This is a genomic window from Streptococcus sp. DD13 (genome assembly GCF_001578875.1).
GTDB lineage: Bacteria > Bacillota > Bacilli > Lactobacillales > Streptococcaceae > Streptococcus.
Genome location: NZ_KQ969506.1, coordinates 802,122 through 818,792, shown reverse-complemented (window position 1 = coordinate 818,792; position 16,671 = coordinate 802,122). Strand labels below are relative to the sequence as shown.

18 protein-coding genes are annotated in these 16,671 nt (G+C 44.5%); 15 read left to right on the top strand and 3 right to left on the bottom strand.

Annotated elements, in window-relative coordinates; genetic code table 11:
- Window positions 1-90 precede the first annotated feature (90 nt).
- On the bottom strand, window positions 91-1,179 hold the full coding sequence (locus STRDD13_RS03785) for a DEAD/DEAH box helicase (protein ID WP_067102071.1): 1,089 nt from the start codon (window positions 1,177-1,179) through the stop codon (window positions 91-93).
- 391 nt (window positions 1,180-1,570) lie between these two features.
- Here STRDD13_RS03785 and udk point away from each other — a divergent pair, with 391 nt between their 5' ends.
- The 10 genes from udk to STRDD13_RS03735 all read left to right on the top strand — a co-directional run bounded on the left by udk (window position 1,571) and on the right by STRDD13_RS03735 (window position 10,658).
- A complete protein-coding gene (gene udk / locus STRDD13_RS03780; protein WP_067102069.1) occupies window positions 1,571-2,209 on the top strand; it encodes a uridine kinase in 639 nt (212 codons plus the stop codon).
- Window positions 2,210-2,271: 62 nt separating this feature from the next.
- Entirely contained in the window at window positions 2,272-3,003 is a 732-nt protein-coding gene (locus tag STRDD13_RS03775) for a YoaK family protein (RefSeq protein WP_082781173.1), read from the top strand.
- A 218-nt stretch (window positions 3,004-3,221) separates the two neighbouring features.
- Complete coding sequence (locus tag STRDD13_RS03770; RefSeq protein ID WP_067102066.1) at window positions 3,222-4,784, top strand: 2-isopropylmalate synthase; 1,563 nt, start codon at window positions 3,222-3,224, stop codon at window positions 4,782-4,784.
- An 11-nt stretch (window positions 4,785-4,795) separates the two neighbouring features.
- Window positions 4,796-5,839: a 3-isopropylmalate dehydrogenase gene (gene leuB, locus STRDD13_RS03765; protein ID WP_067102063.1), complete on the top strand. Its 1,044-nt coding sequence runs from the start codon at window positions 4,796-4,798 to the stop codon at window positions 5,837-5,839.
- Window positions 5,836-6,105: a DUF1294 domain-containing protein gene (locus STRDD13_RS03760; RefSeq protein WP_067102061.1), complete on the top strand. Its 270-nt coding sequence runs from the start codon at window positions 5,836-5,838 to the stop codon at window positions 6,103-6,105. The genes leuB and STRDD13_RS03760 overlap by 4 nt, the downstream gene beginning before the upstream one ends.
- Before the next feature lie 2 nt (window positions 6,106-6,107).
- Window positions 6,108-7,493 carry a 3-isopropylmalate dehydratase large subunit gene (gene leuC / locus STRDD13_RS03755; RefSeq protein ID WP_443031061.1) on the top strand — a complete coding sequence of 462 codons (1,386 nt, stop codon included), beginning with the start codon at window positions 6,108-6,110 and terminating at the stop codon, window positions 7,491-7,493.
- A gap of 54 nt (window positions 7,494-7,547) precedes the next feature.
- Complete coding sequence (gene leuD / locus STRDD13_RS03750; RefSeq protein ID WP_067102055.1) at window positions 7,548-8,141, top strand: 3-isopropylmalate dehydratase small subunit; 594 nt, start codon at window positions 7,548-7,550, stop codon at window positions 8,139-8,141.
- Between the two features lie 73 nt (window positions 8,142-8,214).
- The gene (locus tag STRDD13_RS03745) at window positions 8,215-8,712 is read left to right on the top strand and encodes a GAF domain-containing protein (RefSeq protein ID WP_067102052.1); all 498 of its coding nucleotides are present in this window, start codon (window positions 8,215-8,217) and stop codon (window positions 8,710-8,712) included.
- Entirely contained in the window at window positions 8,712-10,394 is a 1,683-nt protein-coding gene (gene dnaX / locus STRDD13_RS03740) for a DNA polymerase III subunit gamma/tau (RefSeq protein WP_067102050.1), read from the top strand. Before STRDD13_RS03745 ends, dnaX begins: the two co-directional genes overlap by 1 nt.
- A 75-nt stretch (window positions 10,395-10,469) precedes the next feature.
- A complete protein-coding gene (locus tag STRDD13_RS03735; protein WP_197457148.1) occupies window positions 10,470-10,658 on the top strand; it encodes a DUF3272 family protein in 189 nt (62 codons plus the stop codon).
- Here the strand turns inward: STRDD13_RS03735 and birA are convergent.
- Window positions 10,645-11,583 (bottom strand): bifunctional biotin--[acetyl-CoA-carboxylase] ligase/biotin operon repressor BirA, encoded by a 939-nt coding sequence (birA, locus tag STRDD13_RS03730; RefSeq protein ID WP_067102045.1) that lies wholly within the window; start codon window positions 11,581-11,583, stop codon window positions 10,645-10,647. The genes STRDD13_RS03735 and birA overlap by 14 nt on opposite strands.
- 229 nt (window positions 11,584-11,812) lie before the next feature.
- Window positions 11,813-12,019, bottom strand: coding sequence for a hypothetical protein (locus tag STRDD13_RS03725; RefSeq protein WP_067103183.1), 207 nt, complete (start codon window positions 12,017-12,019; stop codon window positions 11,813-11,815).
- A gap of 379 nt (window positions 12,020-12,398) precedes the next feature.
- Here STRDD13_RS03725 and STRDD13_RS03720 point away from each other — a divergent pair, with 379 nt between their 5' ends.
- The 5 genes from STRDD13_RS03720 to STRDD13_RS03700 form a co-directional block, all read left to right on the top strand.
- Complete coding sequence (locus STRDD13_RS03720; RefSeq protein ID WP_067102042.1) at window positions 12,399-12,866, top strand: deoxycytidylate deaminase; 468 nt, start codon at window positions 12,399-12,401, stop codon at window positions 12,864-12,866.
- Window positions 12,867-13,056: 190 nt separating this feature from the next.
- On the top strand, window positions 13,057-14,247 hold the full coding sequence (metK, locus tag STRDD13_RS03715; RefSeq protein ID WP_067102040.1) for a methionine adenosyltransferase: 1,191 nt from the start codon (window positions 13,057-13,059) through the stop codon (window positions 14,245-14,247).
- Window positions 14,248-14,451: 204 nt separating this feature from the next.
- A complete protein-coding gene (locus STRDD13_RS03710) occupies window positions 14,452-15,711 on the top strand; it encodes a UDP-N-acetylglucosamine 1-carboxyvinyltransferase (protein WP_067102035.1) in 1,260 nt (419 codons plus the stop codon).
- Between the two features lie 3 nt (window positions 15,712-15,714).
- Window positions 15,715-16,284, top strand: a complete 570-nt coding sequence (locus tag STRDD13_RS03705; protein WP_067102032.1) for a GNAT family N-acetyltransferase — start codon at window positions 15,715-15,717, stop codon at window positions 16,282-16,284.
- Between the two features lie 9 nt (window positions 16,285-16,293).
- On the top strand, window positions 16,294-16,671 hold a 378-nt coding region (locus STRDD13_RS03700), incomplete at its 3' end, for a M24 family metallopeptidase (RefSeq protein WP_156471269.1).

Below are 16,671 nucleotides of genomic sequence, written 5' to 3'. Positions count from 1 at the left end.
CAGCCTAGTAGAGCCCACTCAACCACTGCGTTTCGCTCGACACTCCAAAAACAAAAATAAGAGGCTAGGACTTTTGTCCCAGCCTCATTTTTATGATTGGATATAGAGTTCTTGCTGTTTTAAAACAACCTCGGATACAGGAGCATACTTTTTCAGTCGCTTGAGGTCATTAGGGTGGCTCACAAAGGTGATGACGACACCCTGTTGACCCATTCGGCCTGTTCGACCTGCCCGGTGTGTATAGGACTCCACGTCTCTAGGGACCTCAAAGTTGAGGACACATTCTAATCGGTCAATATCGATCCCTCGTGCTACAAGGTCGGTCGCTAGTAACAGCGTCACTTGGTGGTTTTTGAATCGTTCTAGCCCTATCTTGCGGTACTTGACGTTGACATCAGAGGCTAGAGAGAAGGTATTGGAATGGTGGTAAGTCAGCTTTTCTTCTGCAGCTCCCAAATCTGATAAACTATTAAAAAAAACAAGGCCACGAAAATCAGGGATATTGGAAAACTTCCTCAATAGTTCAAGACGATCCCTTCGATCCACTTGAAGATAGAGGTGCTGGATGGTCTCCAATTTTTGGTGGGATAGATTGATCCAAATAGCTTGATCGCTGACTTTTTGATGGTCTAAATCAGCCGTGGCACTAAGGTAGATCATCTGGTAGTCTTTTGGCGCATAATGGGTGATTTTGGACACAAAGTGATATTGTGAGTCTCCTAGCAATTGATCAAACTCATCTAAAACAATCGTGGAAACATTCATCATTTTAATCTTTTTCAGCTTGATTAGCTCGAAGATTCGACCAGGGGTTCCGATCAAAATTTCAGGCCCTTTTTTCAGGCGTTCAATTTGTCGCTTTTGACTGGAGCCAGATAGGAAAAGTTGGGCTTCAAGTCCTAAAGGCTGAGCCCAGGTTTTGCAGACTTCGAATAATTGTCCGGCTAATTCGGTGTTGGGGGCTAATAAGAGCAGTTGTTGGGCTTTTTTGGGTTGTAGGTTGAGCAGACAAGGCCACAAATAGGCTAAGGTTTTTCCAGTACCTGTAGGGCTGATACCGACGACGGATTTTTTCTCCTGGATCAGAGGGAAGAGTTCTTCCTGGATTGGAGAGAGTTCCGAGATGCGTTCTGTTTCGAGTAGAGGGTTCCAGGTGTCTGGAAAAGAAAGATTGATCATAACTGGTCCGCCTTTAAATAAATATTTGCGTTTAAGCGCATTGGTAGGGAGTTCGGAGTATTGTTGGCATCACTAGAAACAATAGGTCACACCTTCTGTTTGCTTTTGCTGCATTGCCTGGGCATTCGGGAGGTCCTTTAGAAAATTTCGTCCGTCTTTTATTTACTAAGATAGACAGTCAGGACCGGATAAACCATGTCCAAAGCTAGGCTTCCAGAAAAAAGCAAGAAAACGATCCGATACCGATGATTGCCTCGTTTCGCTTGGCTGTCCCTTTTCAATGACGCTCCGTTTGGAGATAATAGAGGGTTCTCTCAGATTATCTTGTTTTCTTATCTTTCATTATATCATGTTTCATGGTAAAATAGGTTTTGAATAGAAGGAGAAGAATATGTCCAAAAAACCTATCATTATCGGTGTCACTGGTGGATCTGGAGGGGGAAAAACCAGTGTTTCACGGGCGATTTTATCAAATTTTCCAAATGAAAAAATTGCCATGATCGAGCATGATTCCTACTATAAAGATCAATCCCATTTAACTTTTGAGGAAAGGATCAAAACCAACTACGATCATCCCTTCGCCTTTGATACAGATTTGATGATTGAGCAGATTAAGGAGTTGCTAGCAGGTCGTCCGGTTGATATTCCGACCTATGATTATACCGAGCATACGCGTAGTGAGAAGACGTATCGCCAAGAACCACAAGATGTCTTTATTGTAGAGGGGATTTTGGTACTTGAGGACCAACGTCTTCGTGATTTGATGGATATCAAGATCTTTGTAGATACAGATGATGATGTTCGAATTATTCGTCGGATCAAGCGGGATATGGAGGAGCGTGGTCGTAGCCTAGATAGTGTAATTGACCAGTATCTAGGAGTGGTTAAGCCCATGTACCACCAATTTATCGAGCCTACCAAGCGCTATGCAGATGTCATCATCCCTGAGGGAGTCAGCAATACGGTGGCGATTGACTTGATCAATACAAAAATTGCAAAGATTTTGGAAGAAGCCACCGAAATGAACTAAAGGATACGGAAAAAGAAGAGACTTGAAATGACGATTTCGGTCTCTTTTCGATGAAGGAGAAAATGGAAAAAAATCGCGTCAGACAGGTTTATCAATCGAAAACAGCTGCTTGTCTTTTGAGTCTATGCGCAGGGTTTATCGATGCCTATACTTTTATTGAAAGAGGAGGGACATTGGTAGCTGGACAAACAGGAAATGTCGTCTTTTTGTCTGTCGAAGTTGTGCAGCATCATACCAATGAGATCGAGGTAAAGGTAGCTACGATGGTCTCGTTTATGTTTGGAATCTTTTTATTAAGTGTCGTCCAACCCTTGTTAGCCCGTGTGCGTTGGCGGTTGATTAGCTTGATTCCGATGTTGCTTTTGTGTCTTGTGATTGGATTTCTACCCACTGAGGTCAGCAATTTGTGGATTGTTCCTCCTTTGTCTTTTTGTATGGGATTTTGTGCGACAGCTTTCAGTGAAGTCAAGGGTCTCGTTTATAACAATTCCTTTATGACAGGAAATATCAAGAAAATGATGGTGGCATTTGGACAGTTTGCACGAACCAGAGAGCCGATTTACTGGAAAGAAGCGGTATTTTTTGTTTGTCTCGTGGCTAGTTTTGGGACAGGAGCACTGTCTTCGGCTTGGTTGGGAAGCTATTTTCATCTACAGACGATCTGGTTTGCTGCACTGGTGCTTCTTTTATTTTTAGCTCTTCCCTTTCTTATTCCGATCCGACTTTTCCAGGATGAAGGTCCGAATCACGTTCGAAATGAGGGCTTATCTCCTAAATATTCTGAAAATTCTTGACATCTCCTCTTTTTTACGATACAATAACTCTTATAAAACTTGAGGAGAAGCCGACCATGATGTCAACAAAAGTTCAGTTCTTGTTGAGGAGTAAGGGCTAGTGCAAAAGCATTAGTCCTGTTTGGCTTACCAAGCGGGAGTAAAAACATCTCGCTTGGGTTTCTGAGTGAGATGTTTTTTTACTACTATCGTTTTTACTTTTAGAAAGAGGATTGTCTATGCGTACAGTTGAATTTTTTGATACAAGTCTTCGTGATGGGGAACAAACACCTGGGGTGAACTTCTCCATCAAAGAAAAAGTCACCATTGCTAAGCAACTAGAAAAATGGGGAATTTCTGTTATCGAAGCCGGTTTTCCTGCGGCTAGCCCAGATTCATTTGAGGCAGTAAAACAAATTGCGGAAGCAATGACAAAAACGGCTGTTACTGGTTTGGCTCGCTCTGTCAAATCAGATATTGATGCCTGTTATGAGGCTTTGAAAGATGCGAAGTATCCACAAATTCATGTCTTTATCGCAACAAGCCCCATTCACCGTGAGTTCAAATTGAAGAAATCAAAAGAAGAAATTCTTGAAATTGTAAAAGAGCATGTGTCCTATGCCCGCTCAAAATTTGAAATTGTCGAGTTTTCACCGGAAGATGCGACGCGTACGGAGCTTGATTTCTTGACGGAAGTGGTTCAAACAGCAGTTGATGCAGGGGCAACCTATATTAACATTCCTGATACGGTAGGTTTTACGACTCCAGAAGAGTTTGCACGTATTTTTGATCATTTGACTGAAACGATTACATCAGACCACAAAGTTGTCTTTGGTGTTCACTGTCACGATGATCTCGGTATGGCAACTGCCAATACTTTGACCGCCATTAAACACGGTGCTGGACGTGTTCAGGGAACTGTTAATGGCATTGGAGAACGTGCGGGGAATGTCGCCCTTGAAGAAGTTGCTGTCGCTTTGAAGATTCGTGAAGATTTCTTCCAAGCAACAAGTGATATTGTTTTGAATGAAACAATGAATACATCAGAGCTCGTTTCTCGCTTCTCAGGCATTCCAGTTCCTAAAAATAAAGCGGTTGTCGGTGGCAATGCTTTCTCTCACGAATCAGGTATCCACCAAGATGGTGTTCTTAAGAATCCTCAAACGTATGAAATCTTTACTCCAGAATTGGTGGGTGTCAAGAGCAACAGTCTGCCTCTTGGTAAATTGTCAGGACGTCATGCCTTTGTTGAGAAATTAAAAGAACTGAAGCTTGACTTTGTTGAAGAAGATATTAAACCACTCTTTGCTAAATTTAAAGTCTTGGCTGGGAAAAAACATGATATTACCGATACAGATATTCGTGCACTGGTGGCTGGAACGAACGTTGAAAATCCAGAAGGCTTCCATTTTGATGATCTTGCTTTGATGACCAATGCGGATGAGACCATTACGGCTCGTGTGAGTTTGGTCAATGGCGATGGAGAAAAGGTCGAATTCTTGGCCAATGGTCAAGGTTCGGTAGAAGCAATCTTCAATGCGATTGATCGTTTCTTCCATCAAACAGTTCGCTTGATTTCGTATACTATTGATGCCGTTACTGACGGTATTGATGCCCAAGCCCGTGTACTAGTAACGGTTGAAAATGTGGATACTGAGACGATTTTCAATGCTTCTGGTTTGGACTTTGATGTGCTAAAAGCCTCAGCTATCGCCTACATTAATGCGAATACATTGGTCCAAAAAGAAAACGCTGGTGAAATTGGGCGCATTGTTTCGTACCGTGATATACCACAAAGTTAAAGGAGAACCCTATGGCCAAAAAAATCGTAGCCTTAGCCGGCGATGGGATTGGACCAGAAATTATGCTGTCTGGACTTCAGGTCTTGTCTGTCCTTGCTGAAAGGATCGGATTTGATTATATCGTCGAAGAAAAAGCATTTGGCGGAGCAGGGATTGATGCCTGTGGCCACCCCCTACCCGCGGACACCTTGACAGCAGCTAAAAATGCCGATGCCATTCTTTTGGCGGCGATTGGAAGTCCTCAGTATGATGCAGCTCCAATCCGGCCAGAACAAGGACTTTTAGCCATTCGCAAGGAACTCAATTTATTTGCAAATATTCGTCCAGTAAAGATTTTTGATGCCCTCAAGCACCTATCTCCGTTGAAAGCGGATCGCATTGAAGGAGTGGACTTTGTGATGGTTCGAGAGCTGACCGGTGGGATTTACTTTGGTGAACATACCTTGACAGAGGAAGCAGCTCGGGATGTGAACGACTATTCAGCAGAGGAAATTCGTCGGATTTTGGTCAAGGCTTTTGAAATTGCTCGGACACGTCGCAAGAAGGTTACGAGTATCGACAAGCAAAATGTCCTTGCTACTTCGAAGCTTTGGCGACAAGTAGCAGATGAAGTCGCTAAAGAGTATCCGGACGTAACCCTCGAGCACCAGCTGGTCGATAGTGCAGCCATGCTCCTGATTACCAATCCGAGTCGTTTCGATGTCGTCGTGACGGAAAATCTTTTTGGAGATATCCTATCAGATGAGTCTTCAGTCCTTCCTGGGACACTTGGGGTCATGCCTTCAGCTAGCCATTCTACGGAGGGTCCGAGTCTTTATGAGCCCATCCATGGCTCTGCACCAGACATTGCAGGTCAAGGTGTAGCTAATCCGATTTCTATGATTCTATCGGTAGCGATGATGCTACGAGAGTCTTTTGGTGAACATGCCGGTGCAGACTTGATTGAGCAAGCTGTTGAGCAGACACTGTCTGAAGGGATCTTAACGAGAGATTTAGGTGGACATGCTTCGACAGATGAGATGACGGAAGCCATTATAAGGAATATCGCGATATGACAGTAGCACAAATCCTGAATTGCTTCATTCTTTTTTGGAATCTAGTTGTCTTTGTCACGTATGGGATTGACAAGGGCAAGGCTAGACGAGGGGCTTGGCGAATTCCTGAAAAAACCTTGCTGCTCATGGCCCTCTGTGGTGGGGGGATGGGAGCAATCTTAGCGGGGTATTTTTTCCACCACAAGACACGTAAGGTCTACTTTGTTGCGACATGGTGCCTAGGTCTCTTGGTGGACCTGGCTCTCTTTTGGATGATTTGGAGGTAAAAGTGGGAAAATCAATCTTTGATAAATTATGGGACCGCCATGTCATTACAGGGACAGAAGGCGAACCTCAGCTGATGTATGTGGACCAGCACTATATTCACGAAGTAACGAGTCCTCAGGCCTTTGATGGCTTGCGCGAAGCAGGACGACAAGTTCGTCGTCCAGACTTGACTTTTGGGACCTTTGACCACAATGTGCCGACGGTCAATATCTATGATATTCGAGATGTTATTTCCAAGGCTCAGATGGATGCCTTAGCCCGCAATGTCAAGGAATTTGGCATTCCTCACGCTCCACATGGTTCGAAAAATCAAGGAATTGTCCATATGGTTGGACCAGAAACAGGCCTAACCCAGCCGGGAAAATTCATCGTCTGTGGGGATAGCCATACGGCTACCCATGGAGCTTTTGGAGCGATAGCTTTTGGGATTGGAACGACGGAGGTCGAGCATGTCTTTGCGACCCAGACCATCTGGCAAGTTAAACCTAAAAAACTTTTGGTCCGCTTTACGGGAAAACCCAGAAAAGGAGTCTATTCCAAAGACTATATCCTAGCCTTGATTGCCAAGCACGGTGTGGCTCTGGGGGTTGGTTATGTGGTGGAGTATGTGGGAGAGGCGATTGACACTCTTACCATGGAAGAACGAATGACCATTTGCAATATGTCCATCGAGTTTGGCTCAAAAATGGGGATTATGAATCCAGACCAGACGACGTTTGACTACTTATCGGATAAGGAAAAACGTCCCAAAGACTTTGAGGCAGCTGTGGCTGATTGGAAGACCTTAGCCTCTGATCCAGATGCTTCCTATGACAAAATAATCGAAATGGATGTTTCCGACTTAGCTCCTATGGTCACCTGGGGGACCAATCCCTCTATGGGGGTTTCCTTTGATGAGGCTTTCCCAGAGATTCGGGACATGAATGATGAGCGGGCTTATAAGTACATGGGACTGGAAGCAGGACAAAGGCCAGCAGATATCGAGATTGGTTATGTCTTTTTGGGATCCTGTACCAATGCTCGCCTCTCCGACCTCAAAGTAGCCGCGCGTTTTGTCAAAGGTAAAAAAGTAGCAGATGGGGTAACAGCTATCGTTGTCCCAGGTTCCCGGCCTGTGAAAGCAGCTGCAGAGGAGTTGGGCTTGGATAAAGTTTTCCTAGAGGCAGGATTTGAATGGCGAGATCCCGGCTGCTCCATGTGTTTGGGGATGAATCCGGACAAGGTACCTCCTGGTGTTCATTGTGCTTCTACGAGCAACCGCAATTTCGAGGACCGACAAGGGGTTGGGTCAAAAACCCACCTATGTAGCCCAGCCATGGCGGCTGCTGCTGCCATAGCCGGTCGCTTTGTGGACGTGCGAGAGATAGAAGCTCACAGTGCTTCATAATCGATAGAAAGGAAGCCGTCTTCACCTATTCAGGACGGCCTGGTATCTGAATATATGGATGCTTTTACAATCTATACGGGGACGACGGTTCCTTTGATGAATGACAATATTGATACGGACCAGATTTTGCCCAAGCAATTTCTCAAGCTGATCGACAAAAAGGGCTTTGGCAAGTACCTGATGTATGAATGGCGATACTTGGACGACAACTACACCGAAGACCCAGACTTTATCTTTAACACAGCTCCTTACCGGAAGGCCACTATCCTCATCACCGGTGATAACTTCGGGGCAGGCTCCTCTCGGGAGCATGCAGCCTGGGCTTTGGCTGATTATGGTTTTAAGGTGATTATTGCCGGTTCATTTGGAGATATTCACTACAACAATGACCTCAACAATGGAATCTTGCCTATTGTGCAACCTCGAGAGGTGCGGGAAAAACTAGCTGGCCTTGATCCAACAGATCCCGTGACCGTCGACCTCTACGAGCAAAAAATCCTCTCACCAGTTGGGGACTTTCCTTTTGATATCGATGCGGATTGGAAAAATAAACTCCTCAAGGGTCTGGATGATATCGGAATTACCCTGGAGTATGCGGATAAGATTGCTGCTTATGAAAAAAATAGACCCGTCTACTGGCAGGATTAGCTGTGTTTAGCCGCTTATGATCTGGTATAAGAAGATTCTCGTCGGAATCTTCTTTTTTGCTATAATAAGAAATATGACGACAAACGAAAAAATAGCCAATTATACTCTTTTATTAGAGCAATTACAGGCTCTGGTAGAGGGGGAGGACAATATCCTTGCCAATCTATCGAATGCCTCTGCCTTACTCAACGTGGCGTTACCACGCTCAGTTTTTGCAGGCTTTTACCTCTATGATGGGAAAGAGCTGATTTTGGGACCCTTTCAAGGGGGTGTCTCTTGTGTTCATATTCCCCTAGGGAAAGGCGTCTGCGGACAGGCTGCAAATGAGCAGCGCACGCTCATCGTAGACGATGTGAGACAACATGAAAATTATATCGCTTGCGATAGTCGTGCGCGCTCTGAAATTGTGGTACCCTTGGTCAAAGCGGGACGTTTACTAGGCGTTTTGGACTTAGACTCGGAAGTGGCCGCTGATTATGATGCTATCGATCAAGCCTATCTGGAGGAGTTTTCCCAGCTTCTCGTAGATAGCTGTGACTGGGATTTTAGTATGTTTGGGGAGAAAGCTTAATGTACCAAGCCTTATATCGAAAATATCGAAGTCAGACCTTTGGCGAAATGGTCGGTCAAGAAGTTGTTGCAACAACGCTCAAACAGGCAGTCGCTCAAGGGAAAATCAGCCATGCCTATCTCTTTTCTGGACCACGTGGGACGGGGAAGACCTCGGCTGCTAAAATTTTTGCCAAAAGTATGAATTGCCCCAACCAAGTCGATGGAGAGCCCTGCAATGAATGCTATATCTGTCAGGCGATTACGGAAGGAAGCCTAGAGGATGTTATCGAGATTGATGCAGCTTCCAATAATGGGGTAGATGAAATCCGAGATATCCGGGACAAGTCGACCTATGCCCCAAGTATTGCCACCTACAAGGTCTACATTATTGACGAGGTGCACATGCTTTCAACAGGAGCCTTTAACGCTCTTTTGAAAACATTAGAAGAACCAACGGCTAATGTCGTCTTTATCTTGGCAACAACCGAGTTACACAAGATTCCTGCGACCATTCTATCAAGGGTGCAACGATTTGAGTTCAAGTCCATTAAGGTAGCAGATATTCGCGAGCACCTGATGCGGATCTTGGATCAGGAAGGTATCCGCTATGAGCAAGCGGCCGTGGACATGATTGCTCGTCGTGCGGAAGGCGGGATGCGGGATGCTTTATCTATCTTGGACCAGGCTCTGAGCCTTAGTGCCGATCAAAAGGTGAGTTTAGCTATTGCTGAGGAGATTACGGGTTCCATTAGCCAACTAGCCCTGGATGCCTATGTAACAGCGGTTCGAACCCATGAGCCAACTCAAGCATTAGAAAATCTTGAAACCATTTTTGAGAGTGGTAAAAATATAGTGCGCTTTGCGACAGATCTACTCTATTATTTACGAGATTTGCTACTGGTCAAAGCGGGGGGTGAAAATACTCATTTTTCAGATGGATTCACTGAAAATCTAGCTTTTGAGCAAGACCACCTCTATCATCTGATTGATGAGGTGACGGCTTCCTACCAAGAGATGAAAACGAGTCCCCTCCCTAAGATTTATGCAGAAATGATGACCTTACGTCTAGCAGAAGAATGGAACGCACAGGTAAAAGAAGAAGCTCTTCCGGCGAATTTATTGGCTACAATCTCCCAGTTACAAGAGGAAGTAGCCCAGTTACAGGAGCAATTGCGACAGCTTCCTAACAAGCAAACCTCTAGTCAAGGAAGTGCAACTACTACAAAACGCCCGCAAGGGAAGAAACGTTATACAGTCGATCGCAATCGTGTCAATCGAATCTTGCAGGAGGCAGTTGAAAATCCTCAACTAGCCAGAGAGAACTTAATTCGCTTGCAAAATGCCTGGGGGGAAGTGATTGAAAGTCTGGATGGAGCGGATAAAGCTCTGTTAACAGGGTCACAGCCAGTTGCTGCGAACGAAAATCATGCGATCTTAGCCTTTGAATCGGCTTTTAATGCAGAACAAACGATGAAGCGGGATAATTTAAATGCGATGTTTGGGAACATTTTGAGTAGCGCAGCCGGTTTTTCCCCACAAATTTTGGCTATTTCACATGATGAATGGTTGGAAGTTCGTGCAGAGTTTTCAAATCGCACCAAGGGAGAAGCAGTCGATGCGGCTGGTGAAGAACAAAAGGACAGGCTGGCTCCGGAAGGGTTTGAATTTTTAGAGGATCAGCTGAAAATTGTAGAGGATTAATCCGTCTAAAGGCTGATTTGCTGTGAAATGATACAAAAAACAGCCTTTGGGCTGTTTTTTTGGTATACTAGTGTCATGAGACTTTCACAATTTTTAATCTTGATGTTTTTCACATTAGGGATGACTTTTTTAATGAATGACTTCTTTCTATCTGGTGACTTTTTATTTGGCTTATTGGCAGCCTTGTTTGTCTATCAACAATTACGTTTTGCCTTGCGGGTGACACGTTTTATTGCTTCTGTCGAAAAGTCTACCAAGAACTAAGACTGACCTCTCCACTGGAGAGGATTTTTTCTTTTCCATCGTCTAGCTGGACGATGAGCTCCCCTTGGTCATTAATTTCTTGCACGATCCCTTGATAGTGGGTGTGATCTTGACGAAAGGTCACTCTACGTCCTAGTAGTAGCGAGTGCGTTTTGTAGAAACGCAAGAGCTCTTGGGGATCGGATTCAAAAAAGATTCTCCAAGTCTCATAAATCAACTGATTCCGACTAATACTAGGCTGTTCTTGAAAGAGGCTAGTGGCCTTGTCTTTCAAGTCATCCGGAAAGTTGTCGAGATGGAAATTGATCCCTATTCCAATAATAAGGTCTGTGACGGTTTGAAGTTCTACGGAAGAGATCGCTTCTGTTAAAATCCCAGCAATCTTTTTGTCTCCAAGGTAAATATCATTGACCCACTTAATGCTTGTATCCATACCTGTAAGACGATAAATGGCCTTCACCAGGGCTGCGGCGATATAGAGGGTGTAGAGGACAATTGAATCTCTCGGGGAAAGTGCGGGCTTAAGATGTAGGGACATATAGATTCCTCCATGAGGAGAAGCAAAAAACGAGCGCCCAAATCGTCCTTTAGCAGCTTCTTGGTTGCCTGCCAGGTACAAGGCAGGAGCAGGGTTCCCTTGTTCTAATCCTAGCTTGGCATCAAGTTGTGTCGATAAACTGGACTCCTTATAATAAACAGGGAGCTGTAGCTTTTCTGAGAGGAGTTCCGGTATCAGAAGATCTCCCTTCTGAATACGGTATCCTCGATTGCGGATGGAGTCAATGATGATTCCTTGTTTTTCTAGCTGCTGAATGGCTTTCCAGATAGACGTCCGAGAAATCCCCATTTCCTTGGCTAGTTCTTCCCCACTGACATAATCCTTTTGATGGTGCAGTTGCAGGTAGATTTTTTCGTATGTTTTCATGCATAAATTATAGCATAAAATCCGTGTAAACGACCAATAAAAAGAGAGTGGGACAGAAATCGGTCATTGGTTAGAAGTCGATTTCGTGGTCCCAGCTCCGCACCGTTGAGTCGAGCTGTAAAAGCGGATGAAATCAGTCTAGTAGAGCCCACTCAACCACTGCCTCTTGCTCGACAAGCCAAAAACAAAAAAGAGGCTAGGACTTTTGTCCCAGCCTCTAACAATAGGTTTAAGAGAGTGAGGCCTTTTGATCTTTCATCAACTGGTTGGCAAACTCTGTTAGTTCAATCGCTGTTTTAAGTTTCATATTGAGTAAGTCGTATTGCCCATGTTTGTACCGATCGACAGACTGAGCCGAGATGGCACACCGCTTGCTAATTTGATAGGAAGTTGAGTTATCAAATAGCCATTTAATTTTATCGATATCGATTTTCATTTTCATCACACTCCATTTCTTGATAAGGCAGAACAGTTATCTTGCTTAATTCTATTATAATTTTTTTCAAGAAAATAATAAAGTGAAATAATGGATTGTTACCATATTGTAATGGAAAGGTAACTTACTGAAACGCTTGATACAATTACCTTTTAGCGACTATATGCCTGGACGGGTTAAGGAATGAGAATTTCACAAAGTTAAGAAAGCTTGTTCCAGATGGAATAGTCTCCTATTTGAAAGCGAGTCCTTCAAGAGGGGATTCGACAGGATCGCGCTTGGTTAAAATGGGAAGTCAAGGAGTAGGGACTTATCTGAATGAGACAGACCTTGTCGCTCTCTCCTAAAAAGGATATAATAGGGAAAACAGGAGGATATTATGGTTGAAAAACGTTTAGAATGGGACCAGTATTTTGCTGCGCAAAGTCTTTTGATTGCAAACCGGGCAACGTGTAATCGTGCGAAAGTAGGGGCTGTCCTCGTCAAGGACAATAAGGTAATCGCAACAGGTTACAATGGTTCGGTGTCGGGAACGCAGCACTGTCTAGAAGATGGCTGTTTAATGATAGATGGACATTGTGCTCGAACGATCCATGCCGAGGTCAATGCGATTTTGCAAGGGGCAGAAAGAGGAATTCCTAAGGGATTTACGGCTTATGTCACTCACTTTCCTTGTCTTAATTGTTCAAAGCAGTTGTTACAAGTAGGCTGTAAGCGTGTCGTCTATATTCACCCTTATCGGATGGATGAGTATGCGCAGTATCTCTATCAGACCAAGGAAGTAGAGCTGGTTCAGTTGCCTCTTGAGGATGTGCAAGCAGCCATGCGTGGGACGGCATTGTTCTAGACGGTGATCTAGGAGAAGAGCCTTGAGAAGGTATCTCCGATTATTTCACAAGTAGTCGCTAGTTTGTAAGAAAAAAATATGGTATACTTAGTAGGTTATATAGTCCCGATAAGGTGACAGGAAAGCCATCTGCTATTTTCTGTCAGTTCTTTGTAACTCTATAACAATTTGAATAAGGGGGGACATTCTTATGTCAGAAAGAAAATTATTTACATCCGAGTCGGTGTCAGAAGGACATCCCGATAAGATTGCAGACCAAATTTCAGATGCGATTTTAGATGCCATCCTGGAGCAAGATCCAGATGCCCATGTGGCAGCAGAGACGGTTGTCTATACAGGGTCGGTTCATGTGTTTGGAGAGATTTCAACCAATGCTTATGTGGACATTAATCGTGTCGTTCGGGATACCATCGCTGAAATCGGCTATACCAATGCTGAGTATGGCTTTGCAGCCGAATCTGTCGGTGTCCATCCATCCCTCGTAGAGCAGTCTCCAGATATTGCCCAAGGGGTGAATGAAGCACTGGAAGTTAGAGGAAGCCAAGATCGGGATCCACTAGATTTGATCGGAGCTGGAGATCAGGGGTTGATGTTTGGCTTTGCTGTGGACGAGACGCCTGAACTCATGCCCTTGCCGATTTCTCTCAGTCACAAGCTAGTAAAACGGTTGGCAGATTTACGGAAATCTGGAGAGCTTTCTTATCTCCGTCCAGATGCCAAATCGCAAGTGACAGTAGAATATGATGAACAAGACCAACCCGTCCGTGTTGATACCGTCGTGATTTCAACACAGCATGATCCGGATGTTTCCAATGATCGGATCCACAAGGATGTCATCGAGCAGGTGATTCGTGAGGTGATTCCAGCTCACTATTTAGATGAAAAGACGAACTATTTCATCAATCCGACAGGCCGATTTGTCATCGGAGGACCTCAAGGAGATTCTGGTTTGACAGGCCGGAAAATCATCGTAGATACTTATGGTGGCTATTCTCGTCATGGTGGTGGGGCCTTTTCTGGGAAGGATGCGACAAAGGTTGACCGTTCAGCTTCGTATGCCGCTCGTTATATTGCCAAAAACATCGTTGCAGCTGGCTTAGCGAAAAAAGCAGAAGTACAGTTGGCCTACGCGATTGGGGTAGCTCATCCCGTTTCGGTTCGAGTGGATACGTTTGGGACCAACACAGTTGCCGAACAGCAGATTGAGGCAGCTGTACGTCAAGTATTTGACCTTCGTCCAGCTGGTATTATTCAGATGTTGGATTTGAAACGGCCTATTTACAAACAAACAGCAGCCTATGGCCACGTAGGACGGACAGATATTGATCTTCCTTGGGAAAAGTTGGATAAAGTCGACGCATTGAAGGATGCTTTAGGATAAACTGAAAAACTGAATGGTCCCCATTCAGTTTTTTTGAGTGCTCAAGGTGAGAAAGAAGGGGATAAAGGTTAAGGGAGGATTTCAGAACTATTTCAAAGATGACAAATCACAGTTCATAGACAAACGAGCTAGCCTTTTAGGTCTAGTTATGGTAAAATCAAATGAATGCCTATTTGGCTCACTACTTGAAAAGAGAATGTTGGAATGAGAAAAATTGTTATTAACGGTGGTCGCAAACTGAAAGGAACCGTGACTGTCAGTGGTGCAAAAAATTCGGTTGTCGCCTTGATGCCCGCCGCGATCTTGGCAGATGGTATCGTGACCCTAGATGGGGTCCCTGAAATTTCAGATGTCGATAGTTTGATTGATATCATGGAGACGATGGGGGCTAAGATTGACCGTCAGGGAGATACTCTTACGATCGACCCGAGGGGCTTAAAGGATATGCCGATGCCGTTTGGCAAAATTAATAGTTTACGTGCCTCTTATTATTTCTATGGCTCTCTCCTAGGACGTTTTGGACGAGCAGAAGTAGGTCTTCCAGGTGGGTGTGATCTCGGCCCACGTCCTATTGATCTGCATCTGAAAGCTTTTGAAGCCATGGGAGCTACTCTCACCACTCATGAAAGTGCGATGGTCTTTACCGCAAAAGATCGCCACTTGCACGGGGCTCAAATCTACATGGACACCGTCAGTGTGGGAGCGACGATCAACACCATGTTAGCAGCTGTTAAAGCCAAAGGCCGGACGATTATTGAAAATGCGGCGCGTGAACCAGAAATTATTGATATTGCAACCTTGTTGAACAATATGGGGGCTCGTGTACGGGGTGCTGGTACAGATATGATTACGATTGATGGAGTAGAGCATCTGCATGGAACCCGCCATCAAGTGATACCAGACCGGATTGAGGCCGGTACCTACATCGCTCTTGCAGCAGCGGTTGGGGAAGGGATCAAGGTTGATAACGTCCTCTATGAGCATTTGGAGTCTTATATCGCTAAATTAGAAGAAATGGGAGTTCGAATGACCATTTCTGAAGATAGTATCTATATCGAAAAGCAAGACCAATTAAAGGCTGTGCATGTGAAGACCGCTCCTTATCCTGGTTTTGCGACGGATTTGCAGCAACCATTAACCCCTTTGTTGCTTCTCGCAAAAGGGATTGGAAGTGTCACGGATACGATCTATGAAAAGCGTGTTGGACACGTGGCAGAGTTGGCATCCATGGGAGCAACGATTGAAACCCGTAGTAACTATATCGCCTACCAAGGTCCGAATCAATTAACAGGAACAGCTGTGAAAGCTACTGACCTCCGTGGGGGGGCTGCGATGGTCATTGCAGGATTGATGGCAAAGGGAAGAACGGAGATTACCAATATCGAGTTTATTCTTCGGGGTTATTCCAATATCATCGAAAAATTGACAGACTTAGGGGCAGATATCCAACTGATAGAAGAGTAATTCATGAGTTTATTGACGGCATTAGCGAGATTTTCAAATTTTGAATTAGAAAACCTGCTCCTTCGGCCATTTAGCTATGAAGATTTAGATTCTTTTTATCATATGGTGTCAAGTGAAGAAAATATCCCTTTTTTATTTCCTCCTCTTTCTACTAAAACTGAAGCGGAGGAGCTTTTTGTAGCCAGTTTTCTAAGAGAACCCTTGGGAACGTGGGCAATTGTTCAAAAAGTGAATCATGAGCTAATTGGAGCCATTCGATTTGAAAAAATAGTCGAAGGGAAAATGCAGGCAGAACTGGGCTACTTCTTAAATAAGAACTACTGGGGACAAGGGATCATGACGCAGGTCGTGCAGAATTTGGTCTATCTTTCCTTTTACCATTTGGAATTACAGGAGCTAGTGATTGTCACCCATTTGGAAAACAAGGCCAGTCAGCGGGTCGCTCAAAAAGCGGGCTTTCGTCGCTTTAGACAGTACAAAGGGAGCGATCGCTACACGCATCAGGTTCGGGACTACCTGAGCTTTCGCCTGGCCCGGAAAGAGTATCACCTGGAAGAAGATTTATTAGAGTAAGGAAAAAACATGATAACGATTAAATCACAAAGAGAAATTGAAGCGATGGATCGTGCCGGAGATTTTTTAGCCAGTATTCATATTGGACTAAGAGATCTGATTCGGCCTGGCTTAGATCTGTGGGAAGTGGAAGAATACGTCCGAAAACGGTGTAAAGAAGCCAATGTCCTTCCTCTTCAGATTGGAGTAGAGGGATCCTTGATGGATTATCCGTATGCGACTTGTTGCGGTCTAAATGATGAAGTAGCACACGCTTTTCCACGCCATTATAGTCTAAAAGATGGAGATTTGCTAAAGGTGGATATGGTGCTTTCGGAGCCCCTGGATAAGTCCTATCTAGATGTATCACGCCTTGATTTTGACAATGTTTCTGATATGAAGCGCTAC